21 protein-coding genes are annotated in these 22,068 nt (G+C 49.0%); 17 read left to right on the top strand and 4 right to left on the bottom strand.

Annotated elements, in window-relative coordinates:
* Nucleotides 1–6: 6 nt before the first annotated feature.
* Entirely contained in the window at nt 7–1,809 is a 1,803-nt protein-coding gene (locus HMPREF1207_RS30555; protein ID WP_009675250.1) for a flagellin N-terminal helical domain-containing protein, read from the bottom strand.
* Nucleotides 1,810–2,139: 330 nt separating this feature from the next.
* Between HMPREF1207_RS30555 and HMPREF1207_RS09180 the strand changes: the two genes are divergently transcribed.
* On the top strand, nt 2,140–3,417 hold the full coding sequence (locus HMPREF1207_RS09180) for a hypothetical protein (RefSeq protein ID WP_009675237.1): 1,278 nt from the start codon (nt 2,140–2,142) through the stop codon (nt 3,415–3,417).
* Between the two features lie 13 nt (nt 3,418–3,430).
* On the opposite strand, the gene HMPREF1207_RS09175 is transcribed toward HMPREF1207_RS09180, so the two are convergent.
* A complete protein-coding gene (locus HMPREF1207_RS09175; RefSeq protein WP_009675247.1) occupies nt 3,431–3,718 on the bottom strand; it encodes a hypothetical protein in 288 nt (95 codons plus the stop codon).
* Nucleotides 3,719–3,889: 171 nt separating this feature from the next.
* Here HMPREF1207_RS09175 and HMPREF1207_RS09170 point away from each other — a divergent pair, with 171 nt between their 5' ends.
* The 6 genes from HMPREF1207_RS09170 (at nt 3,890) to HMPREF1207_RS09145 (ending at nt 11,552) form a co-directional block, all read left to right on the top strand.
* Nucleotides 3,890–4,606, top strand: coding sequence for an MBL fold metallo-hydrolase (locus HMPREF1207_RS09170; protein WP_009675263.1), 717 nt, complete (start codon nt 3,890–3,892; stop codon nt 4,604–4,606).
* Between the two features lie 77 nt (nt 4,607–4,683).
* On the top strand, nt 4,684–5,397 hold the full coding sequence (locus HMPREF1207_RS09165) for a DUF7832 domain-containing protein (RefSeq protein WP_009675255.1): 714 nt from the start codon (nt 4,684–4,686) through the stop codon (nt 5,395–5,397).
* A 103-nt stretch (nt 5,398–5,500) separates the two neighbouring features.
* A complete protein-coding gene (locus HMPREF1207_RS09160; RefSeq protein ID WP_016423607.1) occupies nt 5,501–6,061 on the top strand; it encodes a hypothetical protein in 561 nt (186 codons plus the stop codon).
* Nucleotides 6,062–6,872: 811 nt separating this feature from the next.
* Nucleotides 6,873–8,378, top strand: a complete 1,506-nt coding sequence (locus HMPREF1207_RS09155) for a TROVE domain-containing protein (protein ID WP_009675242.1) — start codon at nt 6,873–6,875, stop codon at nt 8,376–8,378.
* A gap of 399 nt (nt 8,379–8,777) precedes the next feature.
* Nucleotides 8,778–9,728, top strand: a complete 951-nt coding sequence (locus tag HMPREF1207_RS09150; RefSeq protein WP_009675277.1) for an iron-hydroxamate ABC transporter substrate-binding protein — start codon at nt 8,778–8,780, stop codon at nt 9,726–9,728.
* Between the two features lie 444 nt (nt 9,729–10,172).
* Nucleotides 10,173–11,552 (top strand): amino acid permease, encoded by a 1,380-nt coding sequence (locus HMPREF1207_RS09145; protein ID WP_009675275.1) that lies wholly within the window; start codon nt 10,173–10,175, stop codon nt 11,550–11,552.
* 122 nt (nt 11,553–11,674) lie between these two features.
* On the opposite strand, the gene HMPREF1207_RS09140 is transcribed toward HMPREF1207_RS09145, so the two are convergent.
* Complete coding sequence (locus HMPREF1207_RS09140; protein ID WP_016423606.1) at nt 11,675–14,242, bottom strand: ATP-binding protein; 2,568 nt, start codon at nt 14,240–14,242, stop codon at nt 11,675–11,677.
* A gap of 440 nt (nt 14,243–14,682) precedes the next feature.
* Here HMPREF1207_RS09140 and HMPREF1207_RS09135 point away from each other — a divergent pair, with 440 nt between their 5' ends.
* From HMPREF1207_RS09135 to HMPREF1207_RS09110, 6 genes are read left to right on the top strand one after another with little or no spacing between them, the layout of a single operon-like run.
* Nucleotides 14,683–15,156, top strand: a complete 474-nt coding sequence (locus HMPREF1207_RS09135) for a TlpA family protein disulfide reductase (RefSeq protein WP_009675269.1) — start codon at nt 14,683–14,685, stop codon at nt 15,154–15,156.
* The gene (locus HMPREF1207_RS09130) at nt 15,153–16,934 is read left to right on the top strand and encodes an ABC transporter ATP-binding protein (protein WP_009675274.1); all 1,782 of its coding nucleotides are present in this window, start codon (nt 15,153–15,155) and stop codon (nt 16,932–16,934) included. Before HMPREF1207_RS09135 ends, HMPREF1207_RS09130 begins: the two co-directional genes overlap by 4 nt.
* On the top strand, nt 16,903–17,367 hold the full coding sequence (locus tag HMPREF1207_RS09125; protein ID WP_009675280.1) for a hypothetical protein: 465 nt from the start codon (nt 16,903–16,905) through the stop codon (nt 17,365–17,367). Before HMPREF1207_RS09130 ends, HMPREF1207_RS09125 begins: the two co-directional genes overlap by 32 nt.
* 6 nt (nt 17,368–17,373) lie before the next feature.
* Nucleotides 17,374–17,889, top strand: a complete 516-nt coding sequence (locus HMPREF1207_RS09120) for a MauE/DoxX family redox-associated membrane protein (RefSeq protein WP_009675245.1) — start codon at nt 17,374–17,376, stop codon at nt 17,887–17,889.
* Entirely contained in the window at nt 17,886–18,353 is a 468-nt protein-coding gene (locus HMPREF1207_RS09115; protein ID WP_009675239.1) for a hypothetical protein, read from the top strand. Before HMPREF1207_RS09120 ends, HMPREF1207_RS09115 begins: the two co-directional genes overlap by 4 nt.
* Nucleotides 18,350–18,748, top strand: a complete 399-nt coding sequence (locus HMPREF1207_RS09110) for a hypothetical protein (RefSeq protein WP_009675264.1) — start codon at nt 18,350–18,352, stop codon at nt 18,746–18,748. Before HMPREF1207_RS09115 ends, HMPREF1207_RS09110 begins: the two co-directional genes overlap by 4 nt.
* Before the next feature lie 164 nt (nt 18,749–18,912).
* On the opposite strand, the gene HMPREF1207_RS09105 is transcribed toward HMPREF1207_RS09110, so the two are convergent.
* The gene (locus tag HMPREF1207_RS09105; protein ID WP_009675273.1) at nt 18,913–19,275 is read right to left on the bottom strand and encodes a winged helix-turn-helix domain-containing protein; all 363 of its coding nucleotides are present in this window, start codon (nt 19,273–19,275) and stop codon (nt 18,913–18,915) included.
* Between the two features lie 430 nt (nt 19,276–19,705).
* On the opposite strand from HMPREF1207_RS09105, the gene HMPREF1207_RS09100 reads away from it, so the two are divergent.
* The 4 genes from HMPREF1207_RS09100 to HMPREF1207_RS30750 all read left to right on the top strand — a co-directional run bounded on the left by HMPREF1207_RS09100 (nt 19,706) and on the right by HMPREF1207_RS30750 (nt 22,063).
* On the top strand, nt 19,706–20,146 hold the full coding sequence (locus HMPREF1207_RS09100) for a hypothetical protein (RefSeq protein WP_009673249.1): 441 nt from the start codon (nt 19,706–19,708) through the stop codon (nt 20,144–20,146).
* Between the two features lie 285 nt (nt 20,147–20,431).
* Nucleotides 20,432–21,085: a TetR family transcriptional regulator gene (locus HMPREF1207_RS09095; protein WP_009673251.1), complete on the top strand. Its 654-nt coding sequence runs from the start codon at nt 20,432–20,434 to the stop codon at nt 21,083–21,085.
* Entirely contained in the window at nt 21,075–21,611 is a 537-nt protein-coding gene (locus HMPREF1207_RS09090; RefSeq protein WP_009673250.1) for a GNAT family N-acetyltransferase, read from the top strand. The genes HMPREF1207_RS09095 and HMPREF1207_RS09090 overlap by 11 nt, the downstream gene beginning before the upstream one ends.
* Before the next feature lie 110 nt (nt 21,612–21,721).
* Nucleotides 21,722–22,063: a YxiJ family protein gene (locus HMPREF1207_RS30750; RefSeq protein ID WP_036739602.1), complete on the top strand. Its 342-nt coding sequence runs from the start codon at nt 21,722–21,724 to the stop codon at nt 22,061–22,063.
* Nucleotides 22,064–22,068 lie beyond the last annotated feature (5 nt).

The raw sequence follows: 22,068 nt of genomic DNA, 5'->3' as shown, positions 1-22,068 counted from the left end.
TAACTATCATCCTTTAAGTAACTGCAACACGGCTTGAGGATGCTGATTGGCCTGGGCCAACATCGTTTGGGCTGCTTGCATAAGCATATTGGATTTTGTCATATTCGATATTTCCTTGGCCATGTCTGCATCTCGAATACGGGATTCGGCTGTCATTTGATTTTCAGCAGAATTATTCACGTTGTTTAAGGTGTGTTCCATACGGTTTTGCAGTGCACCATACATCGCTCGATAGTGCAAAACTTTTTCAATGGCTCCATCTGCTTTGGCTAATGCTTGTTCCGGTATGGAGGGGGGGAGCAGCCCTAAATCCTTAATGCCCAATCCCTGTGTGCCCACATTGAAAAGGGGGATAACAAGGGTCTCGTCTTTGTTAGCTCCTGCTTGAATGGTAAGTTTTGGCGGAAGATAGTCGATATCCGTGATGTCTGTATTCACGGTGGTTTCAATATGTTTAGTTTCGACGGTTTCTTGCGTTTGTTCAAACGGTTCATAATTTAATGAAAACGGGCCATATTTAAAGCCAAAAGTTACACTTGATCCGCTAGGCACGGTTAGCTGCCAATTAAAATTTACTTGGGGCTGTCCTGCCGCGGGATTATCTATGGAAAGCTCTGTTGGCGATACAGATCCAAGCGGAAACTGAATGCCTGCGTTAGCTACTGTCCCCGTCATGCTAAAGGAACTACCCCCGGGTGGACTTATTACGGTATGGCCATTAGCCAACGGGCTTCCACCCGCACCCGTGATAACTGAATTTGCTGGGGGGTTAACTATATTACTTAGATTAACATTCATGTTGAATGAATCTTTATTAGTGATTTCATATCTGATTTCCATCGAGTTATCGGCTAAAAGAGTCCTGTATCTCATAACGGACAGGTTTGTACCGGGAAACCACATATGATCCCAAGCGGGATCACTGCCTGAGTTGCTGCGGCTTGTATATTCAACTTCTCTCGAGCTTCCGTTAACTTCAATATCTTCCAGCATCGAACCGTATGCATCGATAGAATGTCTCGGTCCGAAACTGGTTTTATTCATGCCGTGAGAGTACCAGTAGGCAGGTTTGGAAAACTCAGGATCGTTCACAGCGGTCAGCGATTCATAAACAGTCTTATTGGTGTCTGTTTTGGTTGTGGTTAGCGTGTCAACATTATATTCATTAAATGCTTCTGTTCCATCCGGTAAAACAAGGGGGGTAATATTGTTCGTATTTGAGAATGTATGGGTCGTTTCAGATGTATCGGAACTACTAATCACATGTCTTGCTTCTTCCGGTGTTCCCCGTGGTTTGAATACGATCGTTTTGTTTATTGAAGATACCGGTGGAGGATCACTTGCCGAAAAAGCGCTGATGCTGCTTGAACGATCAGCCAATATTTTATAATCAGTTCTTGCCAACAAGTTCATCGTATTAAACGACGTTTTCTTTGAAAGACTTTCGATTTCATCCGTAAGCTGATGGATTTCCGTGTCAATCTTTCGCCGGTCTTCATCGGTAAGGGGATCATTTAATCCTCGAATGGTCAGTTCCCTTTGCCTTTGTAAAATCTCCGATATCTCTTGTAAACCGCCCTCTGCGGTTTGAATAAGCGAAATGCCATCCTGAACATTCCTGGAAGCTTGATATAACCCTCTAATCTGTGCCCTCATTTTTTCGGATATGGCCAACCCGGCAGCATCGTCAGAAGCTGTATTGATTCGTAATCCCGAAGAAAGTTTCTCCAAACTACTGGAACTTGCTTTAGAATTTTTTTGCAGCGTGTTATTTATCCTATAAGCAGGTATATTGTGGGATATTTTCATGTTTTATACCTCTATACAAATGAATTGATAGGATTATTTTACCATGACTATAGAACTATCGTCCATAAAGTTAACATAAAAGCTTACATAACAGGGCCTCTATAAATACAGCTTCAGAATAGAGAGGACTGCTAGTACGTTTGTTAGAGGGCATGCATATTCAGCTTTAGATGATATTGAATTTTTTTGCAAATAGTCACAGGTGTAGATTCTTATCCCAAATTATAACCAATCCTTCTCTAACGTTGATCAATCGTACTGGTTATAATCGATATAGCCGGAGCCCGTAGGTGATTCCAGGCTAGAAGTAAGTGTTACGGGAGGAGATAAGTGCACATTCAAAAGTTTCGCCGTGAATTAACCCTCGGGTTAGGAAGAATTATTCTCTATCTGAAGGAGACCCCTGCGCTTACTTATCGGCATCTGGATGCTATAGCGGATGCTTGTATTCGGAGCACCGCGTATGATCCCCAATGTGATGAGAGCAGAGAAGCCTATCTATGGGAGGTCATTCAGCTCTCCAAGGCTTCCTCTATTTTGCAGGAACGAATTCTCGATGCTTTGGGAGGCGAAGTGAACGGGTGGGACCTTCTGCAAGTGTATCGATTAGCGAAAATTTTTGCTTCTCACGGTAATCCGACAGCGGTAGATGCCATGAAAAAAGGATTCCGTTACGATGAAGAATGGAATTGTTTCATAGGCGGGGCAGAGATTATTGAGGCCGAGGGAGCACGAGGTTTTTTGTTTGTGGCAAAAGAGGTCGGCAAACGGATATTGTCTTCCGGCTATGAAGGGGGTACTTTCGTATGGGAATTTGCCAAGGAGTTTCTAGGCGAGGAAAAAGCAGCGGCTCTCCTGGAAGAAAGCGCGAATGACGAAAGAATTCAGGCTTTTTATCAATCAGCGCTCCGGGACGAGGATGATTACTCTCTGTTAAACGGCCGAAAGGCTCTTTCCTATGATGAATTTAAATCCTCCATTGAAGCGGGTGAAAAAGCCCGGTACCCTTACATTAGATGGGGCATGCATGCGTCTAAGGAAGACCTGTTTAAAGCTGCCGATGACTTATTGAAAGAAGAGCATCCGAAGAAGCTGGAAGCTTATTTGTTTATATTCGCCAAAACGGCTTTTCCACTTGACCCGCAAAAAATTATAGAGCTGGCACAATCCGGAAATAAACGTCTGCGTTCAGCGGCCATTCATGCACTTCGCAATTTGAAGGACGAGCGTATCCATCGGCTTGCAGTCGAATTGATCCATCAACGGGAGACAGAGATGGAGGCGTTGGAACTATTCACTCTTAATTATGAGGAGAATGATCTGCCGCTATTGGAGCGTATTGCTTTTAAGAAGCATCACAAGCACTCGTTTCATAACATGGAGTTGGACATGGTCGACATTTTTGAGAACCATCCTACAGCAACGTGTCAAAAGATTATGATCGAACTGTATCATAAAGGGCTTTGCACCCTTTGCAGACGGCGAGCTGTAGAAATTATGTTGGCCAATCACATTCTGCCTGCCTCTTTGCGGGATGAAATCAGATATGATTGCAATCCGGATATCCGTGATCTTTGGATGAAAAGCGCAAGCGCCGGGCTTCCCTAGCCGGTGCCTGCGCTTATTTTCTCTTATGAAACTTTTCCCAGTCTTTTATAACTTCGGTATGAGTCAATAATTGTTCTCTTAGCCACTTCGATGTTTCCCATTCATGTACCGCTTGCTGCTTTGTTTGGTAGGAACGGTAGTCGCAAATATTCCAGGGGCAGTACAATTTCCGGTACCACTTCCCGTTTTGAACGACGCCTCTAAAGCGGCGTACCGCTTTGCCGGCCTGCCGTTTGGTCCAGCCGGTGTTTAGGTGCTGCTGGTCTTTAAATACCGGCGACTTTTTTACACTTCTGCTCATTTGGTTCTCTAACCCCTCCTTTTGGGAAGCTAGAGACCGTCTAATATTTTCATAGTTCACCCCGGCGTTTGATTTGTATAATTCGTAGATATAAACGCAATCGATACAAAAAAAGTTACTTATAAAGGAAAAGTAATAATAAATACGTATATAATTAGGAGGGTTTATTGTATGGAGTTAAGACGACTAACGGATCGTGTTTTTTATACAATGTTCAGCAAAGAGTCCGATAGACCGGTTCTCGGTTATATTAATGGGCAAAAGCGTTCTTTAATGGTGGACTCGGGCAATTCTAAATTTCATGTTGCATCATTTAATGAAGCTGTACGTAAGGAAGGATTAAGAGAACCGGAAATCGTTGCGATTACGCATTGGCACTGGGATCATACTTTCGGGATGCATGCGGTGGAGGGGATGACCATTGCCCACGAAAAAACGAATGATAAACTAGCGAAACAAGCTAAGTGGGAATGGACAGATACTGAGATGAAAAAGAGATTAGCGTCAGGGGTTGAGATTGAATTTGCGGATACCTGTATTCGGAATGAGTACCCTTCGCTATCGGATATAAGAGTGGTGACTTCGGACATCTCTTTTAACGGAACTATGGAAATCGATCTGGGAGCCATTACGGCACAATTACATCATGTAACCTCTCCGCATAGTGACGATTCCGTCTGCATATTGGTGCCCCAAGAACGAGTACTATTTATCGGCGATGCTGTTGGAGTGGATTATTATAAGGATTGCTACTTGGATAAAGATAAATTGCGTTCTTTACTTACAGCGATTGAAGGATATGATTTTGATACGTGTGTAGTCGGACATGCCGAACCGGTGAGTAAACAAAAAATTGTTGCCGTCATGCATTCTCTTCTGGAACGTTAAGAACGTTTAAAGGGGAGCGCATCTTAACTCGCATCCTGTAAACTTTTCAATTCCCAACGATACACCGAGGTGACAAAATGGACAAGATCGAAACCGTACTCACGAAACAGGGAAAAACCTTCAAAACCTATTACCATCTGATGCTTACGGAAGCAACGCAAGTTTGTATCATTAATATCGTTAAGGGCCGGTTATATGCCGACAAGAAAACGATGAATCCCGTCTACGAGCCCTACCCTACTAAGGGTGAAGCGATCAAGCGGATGGAAGAGCTGGCCGGTGAACTGAAAAGCAAAGGATTTGTCGAGGAACCGAGGGACGTTTTATTTCAAATACCGGAAAAAGAAATCGTCGTATTCGATAAGGCGAAATGGCACTATGAAGGGGATTTTCCGTCCGAGCTGGATAGGTTCCAGGCCTACGTGCCGACGGGGATGTTCATTGCCTGGCTGATTAAAAACGATCTCACCAACAAACGAAGCCGCAAGGAAGATGCGCCGGAGATCGAGCTTGTCAAACGGGATGAAATGACCGGCGCCGAGTTTTATCGTACCAACTGGGACGGTGTGTTCAGCTCGAAGGAATTGTCGGAGGAAGCGGAGGCGTTTGCCCGCGAATACCTCGATATCCGCAACGATGTTTATACGGCCGTCGATTACACGAATGTGTTGGCGGCAGGTTTGCCGACGATCTACCACGCGGAGGATTCGCTTGAGAACTACCGGATCATCGAGCCGATTATTACGGAGCGTTACCGGGATTGGAAGTCCCGTCAGGGAAGCCTTGCTTGAAGCGGGACGTTTGTTTAATGTGTTTTTCTCAGCCAAATCCTTCAAAACTCGTGCCGCAAGACCGATATAAAAGGAGCACTTGTAAAAAAAGGAGAGTACTGGGATGTCTAAACGCAGTAAAATTAGTTTTTTGATCGGAATGGCCGTTGTACTGCTGTTTGTTATGTCGGGGTGTGGAAGCAAGGAAAAAACCGAAGGGGTAAAGCCGACGGAGACGGCTAAGAGTTCGCCTGCGAACTCCGCCAATCCGGCGAATGCTTCGGCTAAGCCGAAAGAGCCGGCACCCGAGTCTAAACTAAGTGAGATCAGCAACTTTATGACTTCGTCCATCTGGAACGATGGATTCGTAAACGTCGGTTTTTACACAAGCAGGGGTACGGGCAGCACAGGCCAGACACTGGATATGGATTTCACAATGGAGCGCCTTGGCAAAGCGATGGAAAAAAAGGCGGAATATGATACGTACATTCAGGGACTGGACGCCAAGTATGATGACGTGAAGCAAGTATGGGCGAAACTTTCGAAAGAAACCGACAGCCTGTATAAGCAGCTTAAGGAAAATACACCGAAGGCCAACGACAAAGGCTATAAGTTCGATACGGGGTTATTCGATCAGTACAGCAGCGCATTTAGAGATGATGTACGTGCTTTGAATAAGAAGTAGCAAGCGCTTAGGTCTTCAACTACGAAACCTGATTGCTGAAAAGGCGTGGAGTCCTGCTCCAAGCCTTTTTTTGTTGCCTGGTATTCAATCCGGTTGAACAAGTCTTTTTCATCGCCCTGATACTCTCCGCCAGTTCTCCGTCAGTCCCCACCCATTACCTTTCCGCCAACCGCTCCTTATAAATCCCGTAATTCTCCTACTTTACCCCTCATGATACGTCAACGAACGTATTCCCAACAATAAATCCCGACGATTCCGCGTAAGCGAAAACTCTTTTCTCCACAAAAAAGGTAAACTTTTCTCCAGTCGTAATACTTTCGCCATGTTCGCCGAGCTGAAAATGAGCGAAGATAGGTACAGAAGGCAGGCACGTTAAACGGCCGGCCCAATAAAAATCACCGAGGCGCCTGGACGGGTTACTTCGACTTTTAATCGGCTGGTCGTTGGTTCGAGTCCAACTTCCTCCATGGGGAGGAATAGCTCAGATGGTAGAGCAGCATGTACCTGTCCGACCTATTTCCTCGGTGATTTCCTACAAAAAAATATGCGGAGCGAGGCGCCGGAAAGGGTTTCTTCGACTTATTAGGGTTAAGTATGACGGTGTCCGACGGATGCCGCGAACCTTTTCAACTACTTTCCTCGCTCCGCTTTTATTTAAAAAATGAATATCCGGCGAGGCGCAGGGACGGGTTCCTTCGAGCTTATCGACCAAATGGCAATACCCCGGGCAGTATGGCAGGTTCGACTCCTGCAGCAGACCTGTTCCGCTTTTTCTTCGCCGGAGTTTTTTAAAAAAAGGAGTGTGTGAATTATGAGTATGGCGAAAAAGCTATTCGGCTCTCGGAGACCGGATGCCTACAATAAAGACAACTATCCCGCTTACACGCGATCTGCGGAGGAGCGGTATGTGCAGACGCTGCTGACGAATACGATGGGGAACACGTACTACGCGGATCAGCAGGAGTTGCTCGGTGAAGCGGCACAGCTTCATCACGAGATGGCCGAAGCCAATCCAAATTTCATGGCCCGGGCGCTTGTGTTTGCACGGAACGCCGGTTTTATGCGGCTGCAGCCTTTGTTCGGGCTCGCGATTCTTTCCATGTATCGTCCGGATCTGTTTGCGAAAATTTTCCGGCAGGTGGTGCGGATTCCTTCGGATTTGTCCGATTTTCTGACCATCTTGAACGGTCTGGGGCGGGGAGAAGGCGGTCGCGCCGTGAAACGGCAGGTGAACCGGTTCCTGTCCGAAGTGTCCGAGTACTGGGCGCTGAAGTACAACGGTCGCGGGCGTGGATACAGCCTGGGCGACGCCATTGCGACGTCGCATCCGAAGCCGAAGGATCTACAGCAGCAAGCGTTGTTCCGCTATTTGCGCGGGATGGAGGCCAACCTGGCACTGCTGCCTCAGGTCGAGGCGCTGGAGAGCTTGAAGCTGGCCGCAACCGAGGAAGAGCAGATCGGCTGGATCGAGCGCGGCAAGCTGCCTTACGAAACGGTGACGGGAGCGATCAGGCCGTCGAAAGCGGTCTGGGAGGCGCTGCTGTACCAGATGCCGACGTTTGCGCTGCTCCGTCATTTGAACGCGATGCAGCGGGCGGGTGTGCTCGAAGATGCGCGGCACGTGGAGTATATCGTGCAGCGGTTGACCGATCCGCAGGCGCTGAGCAAAGCGAAGATCCTGCCGTTCCGGCTGGCGACGGCTTTCCGGCAGGTGGAGCATCCGGAGCTGAGGGACGCTTTGCGCGAAGCGGCGGAGCTTACGTTCGACAACCTGCCGGAGCTCGGAGATCAAACGGCGATTTTCCTCGATATCTCGGGCTCGATGAACGGGCAGTACCTGGAGATCGGCGGCGTTTTTGCCCTCGCGCTGTATAAAAAGACCCGGGGGAACTCCCTGTTCTGGCTGTTCGACACGGAGGTGATGGATGCGAAGCCTTCCCGCAAAGACAGCATTTTGACCCAGGCGGCGCAGATACGTGCCCGAGGCGGAACGGATACGGGGGCGCCCGTCCGTAAGCTTATCCGGGAGCGGAAGAAGGTGGACCAGATCGTGATGATCACGGATGAGCAGCAGAACAGCGGCAGCGCGTTTTATAAGGAACTGAAACGGTACCGTTCCAAAGTAAACCGCGACGTGAAGGCGTTCATCATCGACCTTGCGCCTTACCGCCATGCGATGGTTCCCGTTCAGGACCCGCACACCTACTACATTTACGGCTGGAGCGACACGGTGCTGTCCTACATCGCCCAGTCCGTGCAAGGGTACTCCAGTCTGACCGAACAGGTAGCCGAGCTGGATTTGGATCATTTGCATTAAGCCGGCGGTAAACGAAAAACGGGCAGAGGCAGCCGAACGGCGAACAATCCTCTTACGATTCAGCGTGCGTTTCTTTTCTTGCCAAATGGCGGGAAGAGGCCTGCACGCTGTATTTTTTTATACAAGCGGGGACTTTGCCGTTCGGCGCGTTGCGTTCCTGGTAGAGATAAGCCTGGCCGATGACGATAGTTTTTTCGATTTGTTATAGCATCAAGGCACAGAAGAATGCTGAAAGCAGCTCCATCCTATTTAGGTATTGACAGCAGACCGACCTGCCTATAAAATGGTTAACATGTTGATAATGATTATCATTATCGATAAAGTGGATGTCCTCTCAACTCACTCGCGATTGGATTATTCATAGATACCTAGCAAATTGATGAGGGAGAGAATCGTCTTATGAAAAAATTAATTCCGTTATCCCTGTTCCTTGTCCTTCTTCTGAGCGCTTGCGGCGGCAACCAGGCAGGCACCAAGAGTGGGAACAATGCGTCCTCTGATAGTTCCGGGACCGCGTCGGCAGCTTCGAAATCCGGCACGTTTACCTATGAATCCGAGAACGGGCCGGTTGAGGTTCCCTCGAATCCGCAGCGTGTCGTTGTGCTTACTCGTTTTTTAACGGGAAATGTAATGGCACTCGGAGTGCCTTTGGTCGGTGTGGACGAGATGTCCAAGGAAAACCCGAATTTCGAAGAGAAGCTGAAAAACATCGAGGCGGTTTCGGACGAAAGTCTTGAGAAGATCATCGAGCTGAAGCCGGATCTGATTATCGGGCTTTCCGACATCAAGAACATTGATAAATTCAAGAAAATCGCTCCGACGGTCACTTATACTTACGGCAAAGTCGATTACTTAAAGCAGCAGCTGGAAGTCGGCAAATTGCTGAACAAAGAGAAAGAAGCGCAGGCCTGGGTCGACGATTTCAAAGCGCGGACCCAAAAAGCCGGAGATGAGATTAAGGCGAAGATCGGCGCGGATGCGACGGTATCCGTTATCGAAACGTTCAATAAGCAGCTCTATGTCTACGGGGATAACTTTGGACGCGGCACCGAAATCCTCTACCAGGCGTTCGGGCTGCGCATGCCGGATAAAGTCAAAGAAGCGACAAAGAAAGAAGGCTACTTTGCCCTGTCCACGGAAGTGTTAAAGGATTACATGGGCGACTATGTCATTTTCAGCAAGAACGCGGAGGAAGACAACTCCTTCCAGAAAACCGAAACCTACAAGAACATTCCCGCAGTCCAAAACAATCGGGTCTATGAAGCCGACGCGAAGGCGTTCTATTTTAACGATCCGCTGAGCATGGAATATCAATTGAAATTTTTCATGCAACACTTTCTCGGCAAATAAGCGCATCTCACGGGATGTGTCGTATCGCTTTTGTCAATCGGGAGCATGTGAGAATAAAAACGGCCAGGGACGCAGGTCCTTGGCTGTTTTTTTGATGGAAAGAAATTGGAGTCCCAGCACGGTTGTCCTCATACGAAAATGTACATCCAAGCATAAGGAAGAATGAGGAGTGAATGCTGATATATCGGCCGAACCTGTAATGCTTACTCATCCGTTCTTTCGACCCCCGCATTCCAATAAATGCCTGCATGTCCGCAGTTGTATTTGCCAATATTCTGTCATACAATTTTTTGTAACGTTGAGGGGGCAGTTGCAGAGGTAAAACGCAGCGCTGCCGCTTCATCCGGATTGCATCACACTAAGTTGGGGGGAACGGTGTTACGAACCGGAAATGGCGGTAAAGTATGAAAAACAGATCACATATAAACGAAGGGGAGCGTTCTTTTGGAAGCCAAATCATTATCCAGAGGACTGAAGCCTCGGCATATTGAGCTGATTGCGCTCGGGGGCACGATCGGCGTCGGGCTGTTTATGGGATCGGCCAGTACGATCAAATGGGCCGGCCCTTCTGTTCTGCTGGCTTATCTTTTGGCCGGCATCATTATGTTTTTTGTCATGCGGATCATGGGGGAAATGCTGCTGCTCGAACCCGTGACGGGCTCGTTCGCCACGTTTGCCCACAGATATATCGGCCCGCTCGCCGGTTACGTGACCGCCTGGAGCTATTGGTTCCTGTGGGTGACGGTCGGTATGGCGGAAGTGACCGCCATCGGGATTTACGTGGGCTACTGGTTCCCGGACATCCCCCAGTGGATTCCGGCCTTGATAGGCGTAGGAATCATTGCGGCGGCCAACCTGGCGGCAGTGAAATTTTACGGGGAATTCGAGTTCTGGTTCGCCATGATCAAGGTCGTCGCCATCGTGTTTATGCTGGTGATCGGAACGGCCATGATTTTTTTCGGATTCGGCAACGGGGGAGAGCCTATCGGACTCTCGCATCTGTACAGTCATGGCGGCTTTTTTGCCGGAGGGCTGAAGGGATTCCTGTTTGCGCTCTGCATCGTAACCGCTGCCTACCAGGGGATCGAAATGGTCGGAATTACGGCGGGCGAAGCCGAAAATCCGAAGCATACGCTGCGCAAAGCGATTAAAAATATCATCTGGCGCATCCTGATCTTTTATGTAGGCGCTATATTCGTGATCGTGACGATTTATCCGTGGAACCAGGTCGGTGAAATCGGTAGTCCGTTCGTGATGACTTTCGCTAAAGTGGGCATTGTCGCCGCAGCGGGCATTATCAATTTCGTCGTGCTTACAGCGGCGATGTCGGGCTGCAACAGCGGGATTTACAGTGCGGGCAGAATGCTGTACACGCTGGCGCAGAACGGGCAGGCCCCCAAATTTTTCGGGAAGGTCTCCAAAAGCGGTGTCCCGAGAAACAGCATCATCACCACGATTTCTTTGCTGCTGATCGGCGTGCTTTTTAATTACTTGGCGCCGGACTCGAAGCTGTTCCTGTACATTTACAGCGCCAGCGTTTTGCCGGGGATGATCCCCTGGTTTGCGCTCGCCTTCAGCCAGTTCAAGTTCAGGAAAAAGTGGAAGCACGAGATGGCGGAGCATCCGTTCAAGTCGCGTTTTTTCCCGGTCAGCAACTATATTACCATCGTGTTCTTGTTCCTCGTCATCATCGGCATGTGGTTCAATCCGGATACCCGGGTATCCCTGATCGTCGGAGCCGTGTTCATTGCGGTCGTCATCGCGGGGTACTATGTTTTTGGCATCGGGAAGCGGCAGAAGACCGGAGAGATCGAGGAAGGGTAACAATCGGCTAGAATGCCGGGCGAATTCAGGCAGGTCAAGACCCCATTTAACGGGCAAATGAAAAAAGCCTAGGTGCAAGCTGGCGTCGATACTTCATCGGCGTCAGCTTGTTTAGTTTTCTTCTAAATAATATTACGCCTCTTAGCCATAACCGCAGCCTCCACATACGACGGCGATTCAAAATACTGATTGATCTTCTTCACATCTTTTTTTAACGTTTCATATTTCACAAACAGCTGATTGGCCAGCACCTCTTTGCTTATTTCGGGCTGCTCCCAGGCCAGGGACAGAAATTGCACCTGCCGCTCGGTGAGTTCCTTTTGCTTCTCCTTGCGGAGGAAGAAGCGGGCATGCAGATGGGCCTGAATGCGGAGAATGAGCTCATAAGGCTCGATGGGCTTGGGCAGGTATTCATTGGCTCCCGCTTCATATCCTTTGTAGGCTTCTTCACGGCCTTTGGCGGTGAGGATGATAATTTTCAGGTCCTCGACCGGCGGCGATTCCCGGATGGTACGGCACAGCTCGAATCCGTCCATCCCCGGCAGCATGACGTCCGCGACGATCAGGTCGGGAACAAGGGTATGCAGGAGATCCAGGGCTTCTTCGCCGCTGGAGGCGAAATGCAGGCGCCAGGCGTGGATCGGACCCAGCAAGCCTTTGATAACATGCTGACTGGTCTCCTCGTCATCCACGATCAAGATGGTGGCCTGGGTGGAGGGCTGGATCGCGTCCGCCAGGGCGCACGCGGCTTCCGCATTGCCCGGGACGTGGGGCGCTTCGGGAAGATCTTCCGTTTCGAACTTGGGCGTGACGAGGGTGCACAGGAAGGTCGAGCCTTGCCCGGCAACGGAATGCGCCACAATATCTCCGTCGTGAAGCTCCGCGAGCCTCCTTGCTATGGGGAGCCCTAATCCGCTTCCTTTCCATCCCCGGTTGGCTGCCGTTTTCAGCTGAAAAAACTCTTCGAAAATATGCTCGAGATGCTCTGCCGGAATGCCCGTCCCCGTATCTTCCACCGTAATAAACGCCTTCTCCTCCCGATGGCTCGTACCGATCCGAATGAAGCCCAGATCGGTATGTTTGACCGCATTGCCGACCAGATTGCCGACAATTTGGTGCACCCTGGATTCATCGGCAAAAATATATAAGTCAGGGACTTCGTTCAACAGCCGGACGGATGGTTTCGCCAAAGACTGATACATGCGGCAAACTCCGTCAATGGTCGTTTTTAAATTAAACCATTGTTTTTGCAAAGAGAGCTGGCTGTCCTTTGAAGACCGTAAATCGAGAATATCATGGATGAGATGGTTCAGCCTTCCGGCGTTGGAGATAATGAGCTCCAGACTCTGCCTGTGAGGGCTCTGCGTTTGGACCAGCAAAGACTGGGCAATCCCTATAATTCCGTGCAGGGGAGTCCTTAGTTCATGCGACGTATTGGCCAAAAAGCGATCTTTTAAACGATCCAATTCGTTTAATTCTTGATTTTTTCGTTCCAGTTCCTCGGCATACGCCCGCAGGGTGCCCGCCATTTTCAGACGGAGCACGTCAATGAGAATGATTAAGAACAGGAGCAGGCCGGCAGGCAGCAAAGTAAAGGGGCTCGATTTCCAGACGGAAAACGAGAGGGAGTCGAAAATGCCGCAGCCGATAAACAAAACCGAGCCGAAAAAGATTCGGCTTGCTTCTTTGCGTTGCCGGATACTTTGTATTCCTACCCAGAACAATAAAAAGGTGCCGGCGGCAATAATAAAATAAAGAAAGATGGTTAAGAGTGGTACAGGCGTGGCCCATCCTCTCCACAAGACGACGGACGCGCAAAGGGTATACAGCAAGGAGCTCTGCCACATGCGCTGCACGAGTTTGTGCCTGCCCACCCCAAGCAGCTTCCGGATGAAATACACAAACCCGGTGACACCCAGGAACAAGGAAAAAAGTTCTATGTAGGTCCAAGCCAGCGGCGCGTCCCAGAAAAAGCTTTTGACATCGGTACGGGACGTCAGGTAAATGCCCATGGCGGCGGTAAACCAGCTGAACGGAAGAAGGATAGCATACTTTTTGGAACGCAGGGGTAAAAAGGCCGAAATGAGGCTTGTGCAGGTGTAGGTGAAACCAAGCGTCAGCCGGAAGGCGTCTTTCTTAAGAAGCGCTACCGTAATGTCGGACTTTTCGCCGGCCCAAATGATGCCGCGAGGACCGTTGCGATCCTTGAGGGATTGGACCCGGATCAAGACGGTTTTACCCGCCATATCGGAAGGCATGGATATCAAGCGGCGAGGCGTGGCCGCATAGGAAGGCTCTCCCGTGAGAGAAATCTCGCCGTGTTTGTACACGAGCTGCCGGTCTGCGTAAACCTCGTAATTCCCGTAAAGCAGCAGATAGAGCGCGGGATCGCGCCAATTTTCCTGAGGCCAGACCGCACGCAGCCAATAAATATTCGGAGCATTCCGACGCTCCTCGAAAGTACGGTCTCCGCCGACGCTGCGCCATACAAGCTCGTCCGGCATGGAGGGGGGCTGCAGGGCGTAGAGTCTGTCCGGGGGGCGGGGGAAGTCGCCCCAATAATACTGCCATTGCTCCAGCCTATGGATTCCGTTCATTTGACCGGTTTTGTCCGTCCATATGCTGGACCCGATCCCAAATGCCAAAAGAAAGACGATGCTGAGTAAAGTTGGGACGACCCAATGTCGCACAGCTGCACCCCCGTGTCTAGATATGTTAGTCACAAAAATTATATCATAATAATTCTTTAAGTATAAATATATGGAATTATAAACTAAATTTAATCTATTAGTAAGCTAACGGCTGCTTAACACAAATGTTAGGTTGTCGATATTCTGCGGCGGACCCGGATTTGGTTTAATAAAAGCGTAGCCCAGTTGAGAAAAGAAAGGAGGTAGAGCTCATGTCTTGTGTATTCGCTTACAGCGTTTGCTCCGGAACCTGCTCCTGGTATCCCGGTACACTTCGCAACAAATCGATTTACTACGTAGAGACTTCGACCGGCAATCCTTGTGGCAGCGAAGACGGTGGTTGCTGCTAATTCTCTGAAATAACAGAAGCGTATCCCTCAGTTTGAGGGATACTTCTGTTATATAGCCATTCATTATAAGCGGAAGGAGAACCATGCCTTATGCAGTCTCCCGTAAAAAAGGAATTGCCGGATTTTTTGAAACCGCAAAACCATTGGATGATTGGAGATTATTTGCCCAATATCACGATAGACCCCCAAAGCTCGCTGAAATTGTATGATTTGATCGACCGCTATTTGATTGTGGCCGTCGTCAGTACGACATGCGCGCCTTGTCTGGAAGCGATGGAAATAGTAAATGAATTTATCGAGAGCTTTCCCGGTTATCGTCTGGTCATTCTTATCGAAACGGACGATGAGACGTTCGAGCGGGCAAAGGAAGCTTTTCACGAAAGCGCCCTGCTTTATCACGTCCCGGATCGGGTGCTGGTCGAGGAGCTTAAGATTTTCGGGTACCCTTGGTCCTACGGAATCAATATCGAAGGGCAAATTATCGCTCATGCCACTTGCGGCGTACGGAGAATGTTTATGAATGTGGTCGAGCCCTTTCACCGGTTTCACCGGGAAATACGATGAAATCTTTCTGGTTCTGGTTTCGGCTTATGGTGCAGGGCTCTCTTCGCCTTGTATTCCTGATTGCGGCTGTCTTGGCACTGCTGCCGCTGGCCGGATGGGCCGGCTTTCAATTGAACAAACAACTGTTCGACGGGATCGCTCAATTCAGGGGCTGGTCTCCACTCGTTTCGATTGCTTGTGTGATTGCCGCGGTGAAGCTGCTGGAGGCTGTCTTGAATTACTTGTCCAGGCTGCTCGACGAACACTTGTCGATGCGTGTCGTTTACCGGCTGGAGCATTACTTATACAGCCGGATTCAGCCCGCAACGATTACCTCCGTGGAGACGCCGGAATATATGAATGACGTCAACCTGGCCCGGAACCATATGCACAATGTCCAGCAGTTGATCAATTCGATGATCAGTCTGGCGCAGCAGGTTCTTCAGCTCGGGATGTACGGATATTTGATTGTCGAATACAGCTGGCTTGCATTTGCGGTGCTCGTGGCTTTCGCACTTCCGAACTTTATTTTTGAAACCTTGCAAGCTTTTAAAATAGAGACCCACCTCAGAAACATATCCCAGTATCAAATGTCCTCCAGACTGATGTCCGATATGCTGGTGAGGCCGCAAACGCTGCGCGAAACGATGATTTTCGGCGCCAAAAATTTTCTGTTTAATCATTGGAAGCGCGCGGCCCTTGAAGTGATCGGCAAAACCATGATGCTGAAAACCTATGAATTCAAATGGAGGAGCGGCCTCGGAATCTTTCAGCCTGCGGGAGTTTTGATCATTCAAATGATTCTCATTCGGAAATTAGTGCAATCCAGCATTACGCTGGGCGATTATGTAGCGATTACGACGGCCGTCGCCAGCGTCGAGACAAGTTTTCTTGCGATGAGTTATCATATGCGGTTGTTCAAACAAATTCCATTGCTGACCGAAAGGTTCTCGAAGTTCATCTCTTCCTACGTTCAGGTTCCTGAAGGGCTGCAGTCCCTGCCTCAACCAGGGATGGAGAGGATGGAAATTCGCGGCTTAAGCTTCATTTATCCGAACATGGGGCAGCCTGTACTGAGGGATATAGACCTGGATGTGCAGCACGGCGATGTCATCGCGATCGTCGGCGAGAACGGCTCCGGCAAGTCCACGCTGGGCAAAGTAATCACGGGACTGCATGAGGTCCCGCCGGGAACTGTTTTCGTGGATGGGGCGGATATCAACGCCTTGGACCGGGAGGAATGGTTCCGGCTGATCTCCGTCGTCAATCAGGATTTTATGCGTTATCCGCTCAGCGTCTATGAAAATATCGCTTTGGAAGAACCGTCCGAAGAGGTGAAGGCGAGGGTGGACCGGCTCATTCAGCGATACCCGGCACTCGTCCCCGCGGCAATACGCGAAGACTTAACGATAAGGCTTGGCACCGAATTTTTTCACTCGAGACAAATCTCGGGCGGACAGTGGCAGCGCATAGCGATCGCACGGGCGCTTTATAAGGAAAGTCCGGTTCTCCTGCTTGACGAGGCGACCTCGGAATTGGACCCGGCTGTCGAAAGCGACTTGATCCGGCAAATCTTACAAGAGCGTCAAGGCAGAACGACGATCCTGGTGACCCACAATTTGACATTGGCCGCGCTGGCCGCGCGCATTATCGTCATGCATCATGGGCGTGTGGAGGAGACGGGCAGCCATCATACGCTTTTGAGGGAAAAAAATCGGTATTACGAGATGTGGAACAAACAACATTCACAGGAAGGAGTAGTAGAATATGGGCAAAATCAGCTTTCGGGAATTGTTTAGCCGCGAGGCGGCGGAGGACGAATTTCTGCCTCGTCATTTGCGCGGAAAGCCGGCGCCGCCGCAGCGTCTGGGCGACCCGTTCGTCCATGAGGAACTGCCCCTGGATCTCATGACGGTTCCGGATGCGATGGTCGGGTTCATCTCCCTTACCTGCAAGAGCTGCATCGAGCTTCTGCCGGAGGTCAAGGACTTTACGGAGGCTTATACGGGTACGTTCATCTTGGCAAGCAGCGGAAGCGCTGAAGAGAATAGGATGATGGCGGACAGCCTTGAATTCATGTTCCCGGTCTTGACGGTAAGTGATGACGTGAAGAACCAGTACGGAATCAAGAGTACGCCTTATGCTCTCCGGCTTCAATACGGCATCATCAGCGGCGGTTTTCCGATTCACAGCATGCAGGATCTGCATGATGCCCTTCGGCCGGAGGAGTGAACGGAGATGTACTGGCTTGCGTTTAGTGCGGATCTGATACTATCGCTTGTTTTTTTTGCGTCCTTCTATACCAAAGCTCCGAATATGGCGAACTTCCGGTTATCGATCGCTTCCTACCGGGTGCTGCCCGGCCGCTTGCTGACTCCCGCCGCGTATACCGTGCTGGCCGCGGAGTTGATACTTTTTGCCGCGTATATGACGGGAGCGCTCTCGTTCTGGAAGGAAGGGGTGTCCGCGCTCCTGCTCTTCGCTTTTACTGCGCTGCTGCTGGTTAAACGCCGCAAGAAAGCGGGGGAAGACGGCGCTTGCTCCTGTTTCGGAACAGTCGAATGGCTGAATCGCTATCCGGCCACGCGAAATGGAGTTCTTCTGTCGCTCATTGCCGCAAAAACGCTAGTCCCCGTTGCGACCCGCCCCCTGGAGCTCGGTCTGGCCCTTACTTTAACTGTCACTGGGTTATGGCTGGCGGGGGACGTATTCATTACCGCCCGGCGGGAAAAGGAGCTGCGCATACAAGGATGAGCATAATCCTATTCGGACTTTGTGCCAGTGTCATCGTCTTATACACCCTGCTCAGAAAGAAACGGCGGCGCCTGCAGCATCGGGAGAAGAAAATCTTAGCCGGTGCCCTTGCGGACCTGGGAATCCCTTCTTCCGAAGATGTAGTTCTCCTGGCCCTGCACTATACGGATTCCGTCTACAAAACTATCGACGCCATCCTGTCGGGCCAGCCCGCCAATCGGCGGCATTTGGTCGTAGTCTTTGACGGACCCCTTTGGCTGGTGCAATTGAAAGCAAAGTCATGGAGCGGCTGTACCCGAGTGATCCCTATGCATACGCCCAAGACTTCCGGGTGGAGCGGGCTGATGCGGGGGAGCAGCGAGCTCTTGCACTGGAACGGGCGAGAACTTAAGCGTTACAGCGAAATTGAGCTTTTTTTGGAGACAGATGAGAAGAACTTTTCACTTAAGGAGGGAGCGTCATGAATGCTGTCTTGAGCGGCCAATTGGTGGTAGCCGAGCGGGTGTGGAGCAACGAACAAACGAAAGAGTTAAGCATCGAAAATATCCGAAACTATGTCAAAGTGAATACTTACCCGTCTGTAGCGGTGCTGGAGATCTGGGTTAAGCTTTGGATTTTGGAACCGGGTGATCGGTCGGTGTACCTGAAGACGTATTCGCCTCAAGGAAAAAGCGTGTGGGAGTACGAATTCAAGAAGGTCAAGAACATGCGGAACGAAAAAATGCCGCCCGGCATCGACTTTTATGTGAAGATGCGATTCGTGGTACAGGATGAAGGCGTGTATCGCGTAGTTATGCACGATCGTCATTCGAATCTCATTGCCGAGCATCCGGTTTTTATTTCGGCCGATGAAATCTAGGAGCCGCATGGACTATAGAATCGTTATACGGGGAAAGGTGTATACGCAGCGGGTATACACCTTTGTTGTCTGTTACGCACGATCGGAACGGAATGGATTTTACGGGGATTTTAAGACAGGACGCTATCTTCGCACTTCCTCCATATTTTGAAAAAGAACCTGGATTACCCGCCCCTTTCCTCTATACTCAGAAGATAACCTGGACGTGTATTGAGTAACAGACGCGGTTGTTTGGGATTTTCTTCGATTTTTTTGCGGATGCGATTAATGTGAACATACACGTTCTGCTCCGTAAATGCGCAGGGGGAAAATCGCTCCAGATGCTCGATCAACTCCTCGATGAAAATACGTTCATTAGGTCTTTGTAGAAACAAATGAAAGAGACGCGCTTCCGTGATCGTGAGAAAGCTGCGCTGTGCACCTCTTACTATGAAATAACCCGACTCGTAAAACCACACTTCTTCTCCTAATTTGATTATCAAATAGTCCCCGGGTTCTTCCCTTCTCATCATGGACGTTTGGATCATGATAACCTCCTTGCATTGGAATTGTCCCAATCATAGGAAATGATAGCGCTTTCTTCTAGTCTATAGTTTTTCCCCTGCGCTGCGTGAAGGGGGGAATTGTGTTCCCCCGTGTCGAATGAGCGGGTATTTTCACAGCAGGGTACGGGCGCTTTTTGCATTCGATGAAGATAGGGAGACAAGCCTTGCTCGTGTCTCGGCCGGATACTAAGTTAACGAGCAGGGTAATCGGCTAAAAGCCGGGCGAATTCGGGCGAAAGCTTGGGTTTGGCCCGGGTTTTTGATTTTCAAAGTTCATTCAGGTCACACGTGCTTAGTATTCTCCGAATGTTCTCTACTAAAAGACCGTTATGGATTTGATATCATAAATATGGTATATTATAGTTGTTTGTATATAAATAAACCAAATGATTAAAACGGAGGATGATCAACTGTGTTCAAATTGAAGAAAATTGTCCCGGCCTTAGTTGTAACCGCATCTCTATTATTGTCGTCCCAGTCTGCGTTTGCCGTTTCCGGGTTAGCGGATACAAGAAGCGAGGCCCTAAATGTTTACCCAAATACAGACTATACATGGACGCTGGATACGGCAGCGGATGAAGATTGGTTCTATTGGACCAATTCCACCAGCAGCACTCAATATTTATCCGGCTCCTTGCTTTCTCCTGCCGGCAAAAATTATAATTTGCAGCTCGTGCTTGTTACAGCAGGAGGCTGGGAGTATATCTTGAACACAAACGATAACGGTCCGGGACAACACGACGGCTTTAATTCGACTCTTCAACCTGGAGATAAGATCTACTTCAAAATTAGACCGAGTGGATTCGATTATGACAAGTCTAACCCGTATAAATTTAATTTTAAAGTAAGCTGATCTTGTAAATATTTTTTCTATGGCAATAGTTTAGAGGGGCTCAGGGCCTCTCTTTTTTATTTGAAAACAAGCGACGGATGCGGGTTTGCCAATAACTGCTGAGCGGTAAATCGTTCGTGTAACCGTCTAAAAGATTTACACTACTACTGAACATAACGAATAGCGCACACGTCCGTTCTTTGGATGCGTGCTGTTTAATTTTGGAACACATATTGAAAAACGACATGAATGTCGTTTATAATCGAGCTAGCATCATATACCTTGCTTTTGAACGGAGTAAAAAAGATGTCTCCCAAAGTGAACGAAGAATATAAAAAGCAAAAGAAAATCGACTTGCTGCAAAAGGCCAAACAGGTGTTTATCCGCAAAGGGTATAACGGAGCGACTATGCAAGACATCATGGAGGCGGCCGGTGTGTCGAGGGGGGCTTTGTATGCTTATTTCGATAACATTGAGCATGTCTATCTGGAACTGCTGCGGCATGAGGACCGGAAGCATGAGATTTATTTTCGCAGTGAGAACAGTTGGCAGCAGATAAAGAATTGGCTTAACAAGCAGCAGGCCGAAATCGGGAGCATAGAGGAGACTTTGGTGCTGGCGAACTCACAGTTTTTCTCATCGGCCCAATACCGGAACAACAAGGAGATCTATCCTTACATCGCGACACGTTATGAAGGGACCATGGAAGTGCTGACCGGATTTTTTGAAAAAGGGGCAGCCCAGGGCGAGTTTGCACTCCGGCTTCCGGCCGAAACCATTTCACGGTATCTCATTTCGTTCATGGATGGACTAATCATGGATACGGCCCATATGGGTCCTGAGAAAACGAAGGTGAATGAGCAGTTGGGTGCTCTGCTTTTTACCCTGGAAGCTATGCTCGGTCCGGTTCAAGACAAGACGGAGACAACGGAAAAGGAGAACAAAGAGGATGTTATTTGAATCTTCTAGAGTATCTTTCCGAAAAATGACGGAAGAAGACGCAGCCATTTACCACACATGGAGAAACGATATGGAAGTGATGAGAACGACCAGTCCTTCCTTGGATTTGTTTACTTATGCGGAAACCCGGCAATTTGTGGAGCAGGTGATTTTGGGGTCGGGCACGTCCAAAAGCTATATGATCCTGGATAAGCAATCCGGGCGGCCCATCGGAATCACCTCTTTGATTCAGCTCGATTATAAAAACCGCAGCGCAGAGTGCATCCTCGACATCGGCGAGAAAGAATTTTGGGGCAAAGGCTACGGAAACGAGTCCTTAAGAATGCTGCTCGATTACGCTTTTCTTGAATTGAATCTGCACCGGGTATCCTTGCGGGTGTTTGCTTTTAACGATAAGGCCGTAGCCCTCTATGAAAAAATCGGGTTCAAACGGGAGGGAGTCTCCCGGCAGGCGGTATTCAGGGAAGGGAACTGGCACGACATTCTGCATATGGGCATTCTTCAAGAGGAGTATAAGCCTGGCTGACGGAATGAGGGTGGCCGGAGGGTTGCTAGCTCTGCTGAAGTATCGGGTCCGAGATGAATAAAAGGTGATCTATCATAAAAAGAGAAAAAATCATTGAACACGTAAGGCTTTTGTATAATCTGGAATTAACCGGCCCTTTTCCTTATAAGGATCTTAAGCGGATAAAGCAACACTTTGAACTTGAATTTTCTTTACTCTCAGAGGAAGCTTGTTTAAATGCCGATTTTAACGATTATTGTATGACTGTCGCAGGAACGATTAGTTATGTCCTCAACGGCAGTGAAGAAAATATCCCACCACGACAAATGCATTTAATGAAGATGAATTTTTTTGAAAGATTCCCTTCTTATAAGTTTTTTGAAAATAAGGTCTCTGACTATCCGGCCTTACAGAAGGAACTGAATAGTTTTGAAAAAGCAAGAGAACTGCTAATACGGTATTTTATTAGGTGAGCGGT

The organism is Paenibacillus sp. HGH0039 (assembly GCF_000411255.1).
In the GTDB taxonomy this organism is placed as follows: domain Bacteria; phylum Bacillota; class Bacilli; order Paenibacillales; family NBRC-103111; genus Paenibacillus_F.
This window is presented reverse-complemented; position numbering and strand designations above follow the sequence as displayed.